The following is a 15,897-nucleotide window of genomic DNA, read 5'->3' on the forward strand; positions in this document are numbered from 1 at the left end:
GTTAAATATCGGCTGAGATATGATAATGAAATTACAAAAAATAGCGTTAGAACTCGCTGCGATTAATTTTAATCGTGACCCATTAAACTTAAATCAATTAATGGAACAGTATCCTATCGCTGATATTGCTCAAGTCTTCGCTGAGCAGTTGGCTAATCAGACCTTGAGCGAAGAGGATGTCTTTGAGCTGGTGCAATTGATGCCAATCGCTCGTCAAGCGGCGCTATTGGGGTATTTTTCTGAGCCTATCAGAGAAAAAGTGGTGGAGAGAATGCCGCTCGAAGCGCTTGCGAAAGTGCTTCAAGTTATGCCCCATGATGAAAGGGCTGACTTATATGCTCACTTGGATGAGACGCGCCAACCGCCGCTACTTGCTCTACTGGATCAACAAGAGCGGCAAGATGTACAACAACTTGCATCCTACCCTCAAGGCTCGGTCGGCTCCATCATGACGACAGATTATGCGACGTTAAACGCCGATGATGATGTGCAGCAGGCGATTGCGCGTTTACGTGAAATGGCCAACGAGAGGGAAACCATCTATCAAGCGTATGTGATTGATAAACAGAATCGCTTACTTGGTACACTTTCGCTTAAGGATTTAGTGCTGGCACAACCGACCTCGCTTGTCTCTGACATCATGACCAAAGAGACAGTGTTTGTTCGAGCCGATGAAGATCAAGAGTGTGCAGCGCAAGCCATCAGTAAATACGATTTACTTGCGGTGCCTGTTTTTGATGATCAATTCCGTTTGGTCGGTATTGTGACTTATGACGATGCGATGGACGTGGCCGAGCAGCAAGCGGATATGGATTTTCATAAAGTCGCTGCGGTTGGTTTTACCGGTAACCTTAAAGAAGCCAGCGTATGGCTAATGTACAAGAAACGTGTGTTTTGGCTGGTGTTGTTAGTCTTTGGTAACCTTTTTTCTGGTGCCGGTATTGCGTACTTTGAGGAGACGATTCAAACCTATGTCGCCTTGGTCTTCTTCTTACCACTGTTGATTGATAGCGGCGGTAATGCAGGATCCCAGTCAGCAACGTTGATGGTTCGAGCCTTAGCCACTGGTGAAGTGGTGATGAAAGATTGGCTATCCATGTTGGTGCGAGAGTTAGGGATTGCGGCGTTATTAGGGGCAACAATGGCCATTGCTGTCTCTTTATTGGGTTTTTGGCGAGGCGGCAGTGATATCGCTTTCGTCGTTGCGGTAACGATGCAAATTGTGGTGATTATTGGCTGTATTGTTGGAATGCTCCTTCCGTTCATTCTGAATAAGTTTAAGCTCGATCCTGCGTCAGCCAGTGCTCCGTTGATCACGACCATTGCGGATTCTATCGGGGTGATCATCTATTTCAGCGTTGCTACCATGGTGTTGGATTTTCCACCAGTGACGTAAGCCACTCATCTGGCAGTGAGATCTACTGGTTGAAGTGTGAAATAAGCCCAACGGTCAAAAGCTTTCTCTATTTTTGGGAAAGCTTTTTTTATGAATAAGGCTCATATGCTCGATTTAATTGGCAGACGAACGATCAGCCGAACTGGTTGGCGGGCTATACTGCACCTCACTGAAATCCATATTGGGGAACAAAAATGCGGCTTCGGAGCGAATTTGCTCGGCGCGGCTTTCGTCACCAATACCTTGGTAAGCCAAGATCAGATTATTGTAAAAAGCAGGACGCGGTTTATGTTTTATGATGGCCAATGACCAGTCGATGTATGGCGTAATCAATTTAGGATCTTGATTATACAGGCCAATGTTGAGGTAAGTGCTGTAGACATCCCAATCAAAACGGTCTTTCCAAACCACAGGGTTCGTCACCTTTTGTAGGATATCCGGGTTCTTGGGTTGAGATTTCTCAAATTGGGTAAGCACGTAATTACTGTGCAGTGCGCTGAGCATATAAAAGCCAGTCAAAATCGGCACTACTAAACTCAATACTCGAAACAGGGATTTACTGATAAGGCCAAAAGGGGCCGAACGGTATTTAGCCACGCGTTGATCAACCCAAAAAAGCAGAATAATGAAGGTTATCCAATGAATGGCAGAATGGTAAAATGGGTATTCGAGTTGGCTGTGCAACACGATAGGGATGAAAAGGGCGAACATCGCAAGCCTGGTCCCTTTCTTGGCCGAATACATCCGCATGAGCACGAAAAGCATGGCCAGTGTGATCCCTAGAACAGGTAACAAACCGCCTTCCACCGCCCAGAATAGTAATTCATTATGAGGATGATCCATCGACGCCAACCCCGGTTGGTAGCTAGGGTTTAATTGGTGTTGCCTTGCGGTATAAAGCAAATATTCAGATTCAAACTTGCCATAGCCATAACCCGTGAAGGGTTTTTCTATGACCATATCGATGGTTTGAGGAAAGGTATAACGGCGAGGGCTCTCTAAATCAGCCTTATTCTCTAGAAAATCGCCCGTGCCTTGGGAATAGACAGCGACAAACCCTAAAGCAATACCCAATAGCGTTGCAGCGCTCCATCCCCAAAACCGTTTAGGCGTCGAAAATTTAAATAGGTAAGGCAGAACAAAAAGCGTGCCGAGTACCGCGCCAATCCAGCCAGTGCGCGAGGCTAATATTACCAGCAACGGTGCAGTGAGCAGTGGAGTGACATAAAGTAGGCTCACTTCGCTAACATGCTGATTGTACTTTTTCGGTTGACGAGCCAGTAAATAGCCGGACATAACCAGCCCTGTCGCGAGAAAGCTTGCCATCACATTCGGTTGCTGAAAAATGCCGTAAGGGCGGTTGATTAGGGTGTTGTAGCCAAAAATATTATCGGGTGAAAGCAAAAAGTATTGGTACAGACCAAATAGAGTTTCAATCAATACCGCGAGTACGATAAACCAGAGTAATCGCTGCTTATGTTTGTTACTAAAACGAAATTGTTGCAGCAATACAAAAAAAAGCAGCCCAGTCCATAGTCCTAACATTCGACTCAGCGACGACTCAATTTGAGCATTCGTATAAAGCAGCGGAATCGTCATGATGCTACAGCTGATGAAAAGACCGATGGTCAGTTTGGAATAGCGTAACCTACGGTTAGATGCGAGTTGATACAGACCTAATGAAAGCGTAAAACTAAGGGCAAGCCAAGTGGTTGGATTAAAAGATAAAGCCAGACCTGAGCCACCAGGGTTGGGCATAAAAAAATGCATTGCCAGTAAATAGAGAATGCCAATCGAAAGCAAAAAGGGTTTGTTTAAGGGGATGGCGGGTGTTTGTGCTTCAAGTTGTGTACCGCTTAGATGCAATGTTGCCATAGGTCTCGCGTTCCAATTAAAAGAAACCAGCAACCACTTGCTGGTTTCTTTACTTTACCGTTTTTTTCTATTTCAACATAGGTTTAAGAAAGCGTGCTGTGTGTGAACCTTCGATCTGCGCCACATCTTCGGGCGTTCCTTGAGCAATAATTTCGCCGCCGCCTTGTCCACCTTCTGGCCCTAAGTCGATCACCCAGTCTGCGGTTTTAATCACATCTAAGTTGTGTTCAATCACCACCACGGTATTGCCGTGGTCGCGTAGGCGATGCAGTACGGTCAAGAGCTGTTGGATATCATGGAAGTGTAAGCCTGTCGTTGGCTCATCCAAAATGTACAAGGTTTTTCCTGTATCGCGTTTTGATAGTTCACGAGCCAGTTTGACGCGTTGAGCTTCGCCCCCTGATAATGTCGTCGCCGCTTGTCCGAGGCGTATGTAGGATAAACCCACGTCAATCAAAGTCTTGAGTTTGCGAGCGATCATCGGTACGGGCTCAAAAAAAGCGTAAGCATCTTCGACGGTCATCTCCAACACTTCATCAATCGCTTTGCCTTTGTAGCGGACTTCCAATGTTTCACGATTATAGCGTTTGCCCTTACACACATCGCATGGCACGTAAACATCGGGTAAAAAGTGCATTTCAACCTTAATCACACCATCACCTTGGCATGCTTCGCAGCGTCCACCGCGTACGTTAAAGCTAAAACGACCCGGTTTATAGCCCCGAGAGCGAGACTCTTGAGTGCCCGAGAATAGCTCGCGGATCGGCGTGAAAATGCCTGTATAGGTGGCTGGGTTTGAACGGGGAGTTCGGCCTATCGGGCTCTGGTCAATGTCGATGACCTTATCAAAATGCTCTAACCCTTTGATTTTTTGATATGGAGCAGGCGTTGCTGTGGTGGCTCCATTTAAGGCCGTATGAGCAATTTTAAAAAAGGTATCATTAATTAAGGTTGATTTACCGGAGCCTGAAACCCCTGTTACGCAGCTAAATAAGCCAACAGGAATTGATAAATCAACCGTCTTGAGGTTGTTACCCGACGCACCGATAAGCTCCACCGTTTTCTTGGGATCTCTCGGGGTACGCACGGTAGGAATCGCAATTTTTTTCGCGCCGCTCAGGTACTGTCCTGTGAGCGAATTAGGGTTGGAAATTATGTCATTCACATTCCCTTCTGCGACGACCTGCCCACCATGCACACCAGCGCCGGGGCCAATATCAATTACATGATCGGCCATACGAATGGCGTCTTCGTCATGCTCTACAACCAATACCGTGTTGCCTAGATCGCGCAAATGCGTGAGCGTTTTTAATAGCCGTTCGTTATCACGCTGGTGGAGCCCAATCGATGGCTCATCTAAGACGTACATTACCCCAACGAGTCCAGCGCCAATTTGGCTCGCTAAGCGAATCCGTTGTGCTTCCCCTCCTGACAGGGTTTCAGCACTCCGAGAAAGGTTGAGATAATTCAACCCAACGTTGACGAGGAAATGCAAACGGTCATTGATCTCTTTCATTACTTTTTCAGCAATTTGTGCTCGTTGGCCTTCTAAATCAAGAGATTGGAAAAATTGCAAGGCATCGGCAATGCTCAGTTCCACCACTTCCGGGAGTGCGGTGTCATTGATAAATACGTTGCGAGCTTCGATGCGTAAACGGGTGCCATTACAGCTGGTACAAGGCTTAGTCGAGATGTATTTCACCAAATCTTCACGGACAGAGTTAGATTCTGTATCGCGATAACGCCGTTCAAGTGTATTGAGAATGCCTTCAAACGGATGGCGTTTAACCCGAATATCACCACGGTCATTAATGTAGTTAAACTCAATCTCAGTTTTCCCCGAGCCTTTCAAGATGATTTCCTGAACCTTTTTAGGCAGTTTGTTAAATGGGGTGTGTAAATCAAAATCATAATGCGCAGCGAGTGACGTGAGCATCTGGAAGTAGTAGTAATTTTTCTGATCCCAGCCACGAATCGCTCCTTGCGCGAGGCTGAGTTGGCTATCTTGGATAACGCGTTCAGGGTCAAAATATTGTTGTACGCCTAAACCATCACAGGTGTGGCATGCGCCCGCTGGGTTATTAAATGAGAACAGCCGAGGCTCTAACTCCTGCATACTGTAGCCACAGTGTGGACAAGCAAAATTGGCTGAGAATACAATCTGTTCGCCTTCACCATCCATATCAGTAACCACAGCAATACCGCCTGACAACTCGAGCGCTGTCTCAAAGGATTCGGCTAGGCGCTGCTGTAGGTCAGGACGAACTTTAAAGCGATCAACCACCACTTCAATGGTGTGCTTTTTGTGCAGCTCAAGGGTTGGTGGATCAGTCAGATCGCACGTTTCACCATCAATGCGGGCACGGATAAAACCTTGCGCGGCCAAGTTTTCCAGCGTTTTAACGTGTTCACCTTTGCGCTCTTTCACAATCGGTGCAAGCAGCATCAGTTTTGAACCTTCAGCTAATTCCAACACCTTATCAACCATTTGGCTGATGGTTTGAGCGCGAAGTGGAACTTTGTGCTCAGGACAGCGCGGCTCACCGACTCGCGCATAAAGCAGGCGCAAATAGTCATAAACTTCGGTAATGGTGCCAACCGTAGAACGAGGGTTATGCGAGGTTGATTTTTGTTCAATAGAGATAGCTGGTGAAAGACCTTCAATATGGTCAACATCCGGTTTTTCCATCAAAGATAAAAATTGGCGTGCATAGGCAGAGAGCGACTCAACATAGCGGCGTTGGCCCTCTGCGTAGAGTGTATCAAAGGCGAGAGATGACTTCCCCGAGCCTGATAGCCCTGTAATCACTGTTAATTTATCGCGTGGAATGGTCAGGTTGATATTTTTCAGGTTGTGGGTTCGAGCGCCCCTAACTTCAATTTTGTCCATCATCTAGGCTCTATGTAACACAAGTTAGGCAAGTATTGCATAGTGTGAGTTTTGTGCAAATAGATACTGGATAAAAAAACAGTAAATAAAAACCACGGAACTTGCCGTGGTTTTTATTGGGGAGGCGCTAGGTTACTGACGCACTAGGTTACTAACGCACTAGGTGACTAACGCATTAGCTTACTTAAGCTTTATGAGTCGAATGTTTATCCAACGCGACTTTTTGTTCGTTCTTTTTGTACATGTTTTCAAAGCAGTAGTTAGTGGCTTCGATATAGCCTTCTACGCTACCACAATCAAAGCGTTGGCCTTTGAATTTATACGCCAATACACAGCCTGATTGCGCTTGTTTGAGTAGCGCATCGGTAATTTGAATTTCGCCACCTTTGCCCGGCTCTGTTTGCTCAATCAGATCAAAAATATCTGGGGTTAAAATGTAGCGACCAATGATGGCTAAATTGCTTGGTGCGGTGCCTGGTTCTGGTTTTTCAACCATGTCATCCACTCGGAACAGATCGTCTTTGATCATTTCACCGGAAATAACACCGTATTTATGTGTTTCCTTTTCAGGCACTTCTTGAACGGCAACAATAGAACAGCGGAACTGTTTATACAGAGCGACCATTTGTGCCAAAACCCCTTTTTCTTGATTGACACATAAGTCATCGGCCAGCACCACCGCAAAAGGTTCATCGCCGACTAACTCTCGACCCGTTAAAATAGCATGGCCTAAACCTTTCATTTCACGTTGACGAATGTAGGTGAAGTTGGCGGTATCAATGATTTCACGAATATCAACCAGTAGCTCTTCTTTGTTGGTGCCACTAATTTGATGCTCTAGCTCATAGTTTTTATCGAAGTGATCCATGATCGAGTGTTTTCCACGCCCAGTCACAATACACATCCCGGTCATTCCAGCTTGAATCGCCTCTTCAACACCATATTCGATCAAGGGTTTATTGACGACTGGCATCATCTCTTTGGGCATTGATTTTGTCGCTGGAAGAAAACGTGTACCGTAGCCAGCGGCTGGGAATAGGCATTTTTTGATCATGCTATAACCTTATTTTTATTTGAATTGTTAATTGATGGCGCAACCTTATCATGCTTTATGAAACGCTATCACCACTAAAGCGGTGAACTCAGTTAAATTCTGCGTGAAAGCACATAATTAAGACAGAATATTTTGATTGGCCCACGCAATCGCTTGGACCCTATTTTTGACCGATAGCTTTTTGAATATTTGGTAGAGATGTGATTTGACAGTGAATTCACTGATGAATAAATCTTCCGACATTTGGTTATTCGATGCGCCAGTTTGTAGGCAGCGGAGGATCTGTATTTCGCGGGCGGTTAAGTCTGTAATCACTTGAGCAGTATGGGACTCAAACGCGTAGCGATAGTAGTGCAGTAACTGACTTACAGCGTGTCTGGGTAGCCAATTTTGTCCATTAATGATTTCGCCAAGCCCGAATGCAATTTTATCTAAGGTGTCATTTTTATAAAATAGCCCTTTTAAATGGCCAAAGGTTAATAAGTCATTCGTGGTTAATCTTTGCAACACATTGATGAGGATCGTTTCATGATGCTGACTGTTTAATGGGCAGTTTCCCAAGCGTCGTTGCAACTGCGCATAATCGGCATGGTCAATCATCAATATTTTGTGTTTATCTGAGCAATACGTTTGGCGCAGGGTTTCGGGCTCAATTTTAGGAATGGGCAGCCCAAGCCGATCGGTTAAATGGTCAATATAAGGGTGTTCTTGCTCTTTATCTAAACAGAGAAAGTAAATGGTGCGGGTATAGTTTGCTTTTCTCATGGTCACTTCCTTTTGACGAGAATGTTAGACAACTGTCTAGAAAATGACGGAAATTAGGTTATAAAGCCAACGAGATAAATAAAATTGCGCTTAGTTTCATATAGTAAGGTAACTGAGTGTTTTGTCATCCTTAAATTAGAGGTAGTGGTTCTAAAAAATAGGAAATTGAGCAAGATTGTGAGATGAATTTTGACAACTATTTCTGTGAAGATTTGTGCCTCGCATAAAGCGTGGTATCCTAGTCAGCTATTTAAAGAACACTCATGATGGAAGACGGAGCAAAACATGGCAAGCCGTGGAGTAAATAAAGTTATTTTAGTGGGTAACCTAGGTAACGACCCAGAAATTCGTTATATGCCTGGTGGCGCTGCTGTGGCAAATATCACCATTGCAACGTCAGATTCATGGCGTGATAAAGCAACTGGCGAGCAACGCGAAAAAACCGAATGGCACCGTGTTGCGCTGTTTGGCAAATTAGCCGAAGTTGCTGGTGAATACTTACGTAAAGGTTCACAAGTGTACATTGAAGGCCAGCTACAAACTCGTAAGTGGCAAGATCAAAGCGGACAAGATCGTTATACCACCGAAGTTGTCGTACAAGGTTTTAATGGTGTGATGCAAATGTTGGGTGGCCGTGCTCAAGGTGGTGCTCCAGCGCAAGGTGGAATGCCACAACAGCAGCAACAAGGTGGCGGATGGGGGCAACCTCAGCAGCCTGCGATGCAAAAGCAACCACAGCAACAGCAGTCAGCTCCTCAACAGGCTCAACCTCAGTATAATGAACCACCAATGGATTTTGATGACGACATCCCATTCTGACGGTTACTTGAGATCTAGTTTTGTTAAGTTTGATTATTTAAATTAAATATAACAAGGGTTTGAGATAAAAAGTTTACAGTGAGTCTTGCAACTTCTGTAAACTTTTTTTATGCTAATATTATGGTTCTGAGTTACCTTGAGTATTTGTTAAGTTTAAGTGGATTTAAGGACGCAATGAAGACAAAAGTATTTCAAATGGCGAGTGGAGAAAGCTACTCAATTCTTTTAGGTGAGGATGGTATGCCATTGCCTTACCATAACCTCTTTGTCACCCTGCATTACCGAAATCAATCAAAAGCAAGTAACACCTGTTCTCGTGTTTTTGATCACCTTAGCTTTCTTGAGGAAATTTGTCGGTTTGAAAATATTGATTTGATTGAACGATGTAAAACGGGTGATTTTCTGACAAAGAAAGAGTTTGAGAACATTAAGAAACACTCAAAGCTTACAGTGGCGTCATTCCGTGAAATGGTTGCGAGACATAAATCCTCTAATGTTGTGAGCATCAAGGAAAATAAACTTGAAACGGCAAGAGCCAATTTTGTCGTCAATCCTGAGGGGGACATCTCCCCCCACACGACATACAACCGACTAACTGTGTTTGCGCAATTTATTGGCTGGCTCGAAGAAGAATTGTTTCCCTCTAAAGATTCCACGGCTGAGATCGAACTCAAGAAAATGAGGGGTGACAAGTTTGGCACCAGTGATGAAGCTCTTGATTGGGGAAACTGGCGCTCTCTAGAGCCAATTGAAAAAATTCGAGTCCTTGATGTGGTTCACCCTGACTCCTCAGAGAATCCTTGGAAATCAGAATCTGTTCGATATCGCAATCAACTTATCGTAAACATGTTTTTTGCTATTGGCTGTCGCCGTGGAGAACTGCTTAAAATCAGAGTAAAAACAGACAGCAATCAATCTGATATCAGAAAGCGTGACAAAGACGGTCGTTACTTCGTTATGCTCCGCTCACAAACTGACTACAGCGACAAACGCAAGCACAGACCAGAAGGTAAGACCATGGGGCGATTCGTCCCAATGGATAAACGTTTGGCGGATATGTATGAAAACTACCTTATCCATCACCGTCCTAATGCTGCTGGATCTGAGTATATCGAGTACCTGTTCGTTACTCATAACCATAAAGTGCAAACTAACACTGCCTTATCAATGGCTCAGGTAAATAAGATTTTTCGTGATATTTCTGATGTGGTTGGCTTTAGGGTTCACCCCCATGGGATACGTCATACTTGGAACGATGAATACAGTAGGTTTGCAGATAAACGCATTGCTGAAGGAAAAACAACGGAAGCCAAGTCGGAAGCCGATAGGCGAAAATTGATGGGCTGGAGTGAAGATTCCAGTAGCGCAAAACGTTACTCAAAACGACATGATGATAAACGTGCAATGGACATGGCGTTAGACCTTCAAGAAGAAGAGTCAACCACCATAAATTCAATCGTCCAACAACGTGATGAAGATGTTTGGACAGGGGAATAATAAAAATGAATCACCATCATGTGAATTTTGACTTTGCTAACGAAAGCAAGGTCACAACATGTATGTCATACAATGGCTTTGAATTTAATTACCTTTCAGATCGATGGACTCTAAATCGGGATGTCACGGTATTGGTGGATTTCTTAGATTCATTTGTACAGCCGCTACAAGAGGATATTCGAGAAGTACTGGTATTTTATGCTGAAACTTCATCTGCTAAACACACCCAAAATATATCCGTGCAGCTTAAGCTTTACCAAACGATAACAGGTCAAAATGACTTAACTGAACAGGGGGTTGCATCCTTTAAAAATGCATTACCTAAGAAGGAGTGGTACAAGGTATCGGTTGTTCGGGGAATGCTGCGACAAATGCGCTATTTGGGGCTGGATAAACATATTGATGATGCAGTGTTCAAGCTGACTGATCAATGGAGTTTAGGTGGCAATGATAAAGGGGTTGCTGTACTTACTCTTGACCCTGAAACAGGGCCATTCAGTGATTTAGAGTTTCAAGCAATTGGTTTACATGCTGCTCATCGATATGCTGAAGGGGCGCTTAGAACAGATGAGTATGCTTGTCTCTCTATGTTTAAGGCATCCGGTCGTCGTCCTGTTCAGATTGCATCTATCAAGTGTAAAGACTTTTCTTATTCGACCAATTATACCGGATCTCCAACGTATGTGGTGCTGATTCCTAGGGCAAAAGTACGTGGAGGAAAGTTCCGTAGTATCCTAAAGCCTTATGCTTTAGTGAATTCGGTCGCACAGGTTGTTGAGCTACATATCAAAGAGCAAACAGCTAAGGTGGAAGCAGCTTTAGGGCGGAAAATGACGCTTGAAGAAAAAGGTGAACTACCTTTGTTTATCGATGTTGGCACCACTGTAGAAATTCAATCAATACCTCCAAATTCATTAATGGACTATCTCAAATCCGAACTGCCGCATATTAAAACAAGCAACCTAACGAGTAAGCTAAACAGTGCGGTCAAAAAGCTGAAAGTCATCAGTGAGCGAACTGGCGAACCTTTAAAGTCAACAAGCTACCGTTTTCGCTACACCTTGGGTTCCAGAGCGGCTAGGGAGGGGGCTGGTATACTTACTATTGCCAACTTGCTTGACCATTCTGATACACAAAATGTAAAAGTGTATGTTGCTAACGCCCCTGAGCATGCAGTGCATATTTCAAAAATCATGAACCAACCTCTGGCTCGTTATGCCTCTGCTTTCGCAGGCAAACTGGTTGAAGACGAGGCTGAAGCCAATACAGAAAATGCAGGTGCGGCACGCATTCCATGTCGAGAAAAAGACTGCGAGGTCGGTTCATGCGGCTCAAGCAGTTTTTGCCAAGATTATGCCCCTATCGCTTGCTATTTATGCCCTAAATTCCGTCCGTGGGCACATGCTCCGCATCACCTAATCCTCGAATGGTTGGTTGAAGAGCGAGATCGATTAAAAGTAGATACTAATGGCGACATGCAAATCGTTTCAATCAATGACAATGCCATTCTAGCGGTATGCCAAGTAATCCAGCTATGTAGGGAGCATAACAATGGCTGATGTATTGATTTTTAAGCCTAAGCACGAGCTTGAGCATACGAAAAACCAAGCCGATTTCATCGAATTAGGACGTCAGATAGCGCCATTAAGCAAGAAGTATGTCTACGATGAAAATTACTGGCCTGATGTAGGTAACTTCACCATTTTTGGTGCCAATAGCCGACAAAAAAATCCAGATGAGTTACTGGATGAATCTTTAATTCCCTTTGCAAAAGCTTACGTTACCTATGGCGGCGGAACCACATCAGGCATCAACCTTAAATTCCAAGCCTTACGCGCAATCAATGCTGCTTGGCTGCGACTACACAAGGGCGAAGATTTTGAAACCACTAAGCTTACGGGGAAGGACTTTGATGCAGCTCAGCGCGCAGCTAAGGAATCGTTAAGTGCAGGAGCTGCTTATCAGGCTGGGTGTGGTTTAAATAAACTTCTCAACTTCTTGATTGAGTACAAATTAGTGAAGCCATTTAAGTGGAAGAGTGGACTCAAAAAGCCTGCTGAAAATGCGACAGGGGATGATGCTGACAAGAGAAGGCAAGACAAAATGCCTGACGAAAATGCGTTGATGGCTCTCGCCTCCATCAATGCTCAAAAAACAGAAGACTTAAGTCCTCGGGATATTTTCACGACATCTACGATAACCTTGTTGCTGGCTGCCCCAAACCGTGGTTCAGAGCCTCTGTACTTGCTTTCCGACCCCATTCATACCGATGAGCTGAAAGTTTGGGAAGTGCTAAAAATGGATGGCTTCACTAAGGAGGATGTTAAGGACATCCTTAAATACCAAAAAGAGAACGGTATTGTATTTGAGACTGACAATGGTGCCGTATTTGACAGGGCTGGGAATGAAACCGAAGATTCTCAGGATGCTGACGATGAAGAGCTAGACCTTACCGCAACCATCCAAATTAAAGGTATAAAATGGTATTCGGGTAAGGACTTTGGGCACGCACACAAGTGGATTCCTACGTGTATGTACGGTGTTGTAGAAGCTGCGGTAGAGCGTTTGAGAGCAAAATCAGAGCCTGCACGAAAGTTTGCAAAGATGCTAGAAGAAAGTTCGTGCTTTCCACGGCACGAGCTTTGTCCTGACGTCCCTGAAGACCAACTCCTAACGATGGATGAAGCTGCAATGGCACTTGGGTTGGATTCGTCAAGGTATGGTGACCTTTCTGATGCAAAAAATTGCAGAAAGTGGCGAACATCTAGAAACCATTTCCTAAAGCGTAAGGGTATCTTAACTGAAGATTACCAAGTTACGCTCCGAGATTTAAATGTAATCCTTCGAAAAGATCTTCCAGAGGGCTTCCCTTACATACCATTTGATAACGGTAATGGACATGTAAAAGTAAAATGGTCAGAGGCTTTGTATGCTGGTTTTGCCAATTGCTTGGACACTGCAAAATCAACCATTTCTACCGAGTTGTACATTCCAACCATTAATACGTTGAATGAAGACCTTGCTCCAACGAAAAAAAAGAACAGAACCACAGGAGAGCTAGCGACAGGTGTGCGTTCAGTTTTTCAGCGTTGGGGGCATGGTGATTTGAGCATGACCTCGCATCAAATCCGTCACATGCTAGACACCATGGCGGCAGTCAATGGAATGGATGGAGAGCAACGTGCTAAATGGGCTATGCGAAGCGATCCTAGGCACAATCGTTATTACGACCATACAACTCCGGAGGAGTATGGTGCGGACTTTATTGAAGACCGAGAGGCAGACCTTGTCTCACAGGGTTTGATGGAGAATCCAACAACAGGCACTATACAAATTCAGGTGCAGGTGGCGACCCCCAGAACAGTGCAAGAATTGAACACCAAGACGGCTTTAACCGCACATACAAACGAATTTGGCATGTGTGTGACGTCTTATATGGAAGAGGTTTGCACTAAATATCGCGACTGTATTAACTGCGACCAGCAAGTTTGTGTAAAAGGCGATGACGGCAAATGTGAGCGCATTCGTAAGCGTCTAAAAGAGGAGAAAAAACTTCTCAAAATGGACAAAAAAGCGGTTGATGATGGTGTTCAAGGGGCTAGGCAGTTCTATGAGCGCAGGAAATTGACCACAGAGCGCTGTGAGCAACTGCTTGCCATGATGGAAGACCCAAGTATCGAGGATGGATCTCTAATCAGGCTGCTTAACGTAGAGGATGTTACCCAGTTGGATCGTGCGATGGATGCGAATGGTAAAAAGCGTTTACCTAAGATTGAAAACTTTCAGCGCATCAAAGAGAGCCAGAAAATTATCGTCACGGTTGATGAAATGATTGGTATTGAGAACAATCCGTCATCATTTGATGATGAACTATTTGATGCTTTAGATGAAATGGATGCAATAGATTTTTTTGAGGATTGATTATTGTGGCTAAACACTTAACAGACACTGATATTAGCAATGTTTGTGAGCTTCTAGATGATTGGCCCACGGACTCTAAGCTGACATGGGATAGATTGGTAGAGGCAGTAGCACATGATTACAAGCTTTCTACCACGAGGCAAACACTGCAAAAGCAGGTACGTATCAAGCGCGCATTTAATGAGGTTAAGGCGCTTGTCTCGGGTAATTCTCCTAAGGCTGTTGCTGCACGAAATAGACACCTTCCATCCAGTTTGAAGGCTGCGGCTGATCAACTAGAAAAGCGGGAACGAACCATTGCGCGACTTGAAGCCGAGAACAACAGACTACTTGAGCAATTCCATACTTGGTTGTACAACGCCACCCAGCATGGAATTACGATTGAGCAACTAAACGAACCATTGGAAACTAAACAAGAAAAATGAGTGCTCAATGAGCAAAGCAACTACGGAAGTTCAAGGCTCGCAAGTTGATGAATATTTAGCTAAGTTCATGTCATGGAAAGAAATACAGTCTGCCACTGATGTGGCAGAAAAATGAGCCGTGGTGTAAAAAACTAAATAGAACAGAAGTTCTAAGCGTGTAGTGAATTAGTCTGAATAAAATCTTTCAGCTTCGTCACCTCGATGTGACTTGAACTGACAGGTCATTCTAAATCGATTTTGCCCCTTTATTGGTTCCGTCTAACAAACTTGTGATTTCAATCAGTCGCAATTTACCCAAATATAGCTCATGTGACGTTAATGATAGTTATGCGTTGAGAGTGAAATTTTAATTGGCTTGGTAAGTCACTTCGGGACAAGAGCGCCTTAGCGCTAATACTCTAAAAAGCTTCTGCCCCAATAAGTTTGTTAGCTCAATACATTGAGGCAGAGGGTGTCAGTTCAATGATTATTTCAGAGAACTGAGCCAAAACATGGAATAGATATGAAATAGAACTGTTCAGCTAATTTCCGGATTGGTTATCCGTAACAATAATTAAACGTTCATCGATTACAGAACCTATCGTGCACAAATTATAGCTTGCTGGTAATCGCACTCTGAAACAGTTTTGAATAAACATGACAAGGACATTGATGAACCACCACTCATCGAGCTTTAACGACAATCAGACGCTCATCAATGGTAGGAGCGCTTGTATAGCTATAGTCAAAAGTAAAGTTATTAGATTCTATGGTTTTATTTGTTTTTCCCCAGAATGTGTCATCTAGAAGCTGAGATTCCATTGGTGCATATATACTTATTAGCGTGTTGAGTGCTTTTTGAGCTTCTCGCTTGTCAGCGTGAATTCCATATCCAACATCCTTCGACCAATCGTTCCACATGAGCTTAACATTAGCCACTTTGCCTGTACCTGCTTTTTCGTTAATGAACCACTTAACTGTTTCTGCTCTTCCTTGTATGCATCCATATAACGCTCCCCAACTCCCTGACGCTGGCGTTATCTTAGGCTCTCGACAATCAAGAGCTTTTGTTGCTAACTTACTTTCTAAAGCAAATGTGTCAAATCCACGTTTTACTGTAGCATTTAATTCTGTCACTTCTTTATCTTCAGGCGATTTTTTAGGAAGCATCCCTACTATCCCAGCAAAGATAATGAAGAAAGTTAACATTTTGATAGACCAATTCGTTTTATTCCACCAAAATCCGATAATAGTTTTAATTAAGTTTTTCATAAGG

11 protein-coding genes are annotated in these 15,897 nt (G+C 44.0%); 6 read left to right on the forward strand and 5 right to left on the reverse strand.

Annotation, left to right across the window (positions count from 1 at the left end; genetic code table 11):
* Positions 1-19 precede the first annotated feature (19 nt).
* On the forward strand, positions 20-1,396 hold the full coding sequence (mgtE, locus tag B9J87_RS06110; protein WP_094149773.1) for a magnesium transporter: 1,377 nt from the start codon (positions 20-22) through the stop codon (positions 1,394-1,396).
* A gap of 114 nt (positions 1,397-1,510) precedes the next feature.
* On the opposite strand, the gene B9J87_RS06115 is transcribed toward mgtE, so the two are convergent.
* From B9J87_RS06115 to B9J87_RS06130, 4 genes are all read right to left on the reverse strand, one after another.
* Positions 1,511-3,304 (reverse strand): PglL family O-oligosaccharyltransferase, encoded by a 1,794-nt coding sequence (locus tag B9J87_RS06115; protein ID WP_094149775.1) that lies wholly within the window; start codon positions 3,302-3,304, stop codon positions 1,511-1,513.
* Positions 3,305-3,338: 34 nt separating this feature from the next.
* Complete coding sequence (uvrA, locus tag B9J87_RS06120) at positions 3,339-6,161, reverse strand: excinuclease ABC subunit UvrA (RefSeq protein WP_026029161.1); 2,823 nt, start codon at positions 6,159-6,161, stop codon at positions 3,339-3,341.
* A 184-nt stretch (positions 6,162-6,345) separates the two neighbouring features.
* On the reverse strand, positions 6,346-7,215 hold the full coding sequence (gene galU / locus B9J87_RS06125; protein WP_010320581.1) for a UTP--glucose-1-phosphate uridylyltransferase GalU: 870 nt from the start codon (positions 7,213-7,215) through the stop codon (positions 6,346-6,348).
* A gap of 117 nt (positions 7,216-7,332) precedes the next feature.
* A complete protein-coding gene (locus tag B9J87_RS06130) occupies positions 7,333-7,980 on the reverse strand; it encodes a LuxR C-terminal-related transcriptional regulator (protein WP_064624269.1) in 648 nt (215 codons plus the stop codon).
* 285 nt (positions 7,981-8,265) lie between these two features.
* Between B9J87_RS06130 and B9J87_RS06135 the strand changes: the two genes are divergently transcribed.
* The 5 genes from B9J87_RS06135 to B9J87_RS06155 all read left to right on the forward strand — a co-directional run bounded on the left by B9J87_RS06135 (position 8,266) and on the right by B9J87_RS06155 (position 14,642).
* Positions 8,266-8,799, forward strand: a complete 534-nt coding sequence (locus tag B9J87_RS06135; protein ID WP_013857892.1) for a single-stranded DNA-binding protein — start codon at positions 8,266-8,268, stop codon at positions 8,797-8,799.
* A gap of 174 nt (positions 8,800-8,973) precedes the next feature.
* Positions 8,974-10,296, forward strand: coding sequence for a tyrosine-type recombinase/integrase (locus B9J87_RS06140; RefSeq protein WP_094128223.1), 1,323 nt, complete (start codon positions 8,974-8,976; stop codon positions 10,294-10,296).
* Between the two features lie 5 nt (positions 10,297-10,301).
* Positions 10,302-11,855 carry a site-specific integrase gene (locus B9J87_RS06145; protein ID WP_094128220.1) on the forward strand — a complete coding sequence of 518 codons (1,554 nt, stop codon included), beginning with the start codon at positions 10,302-10,304 and terminating at the stop codon, positions 11,853-11,855.
* Positions 11,848-14,217: an integrase gene (locus B9J87_RS06150; RefSeq protein WP_094128217.1), complete on the forward strand. Its 2,370-nt coding sequence runs from the start codon at positions 11,848-11,850 to the stop codon at positions 14,215-14,217. Before B9J87_RS06145 ends, B9J87_RS06150 begins: the two co-directional genes overlap by 8 nt.
* Before the next feature lie 5 nt (positions 14,218-14,222).
* Positions 14,223-14,642: a hypothetical protein gene (locus B9J87_RS06155; protein WP_076665050.1), complete on the forward strand. Its 420-nt coding sequence runs from the start codon at positions 14,223-14,225 to the stop codon at positions 14,640-14,642.
* A 663-nt stretch (positions 14,643-15,305) separates the two neighbouring features.
* On the opposite strand, the gene B9J87_RS17725 is transcribed toward B9J87_RS06155, so the two are convergent.
* The coding region (locus B9J87_RS17725) for a hypothetical protein (protein WP_176429490.1) at positions 15,306-15,897 on the reverse strand (592 nt) is incomplete at its 5' end.

It is taken from the genome of Vibrio sp. V19_P1S1T109 (assembly GCF_002241375.1).
Lineage (GTDB): Bacteria > Pseudomonadota > Gammaproteobacteria > Enterobacterales > Vibrionaceae > Vibrio > Vibrio anguillarum.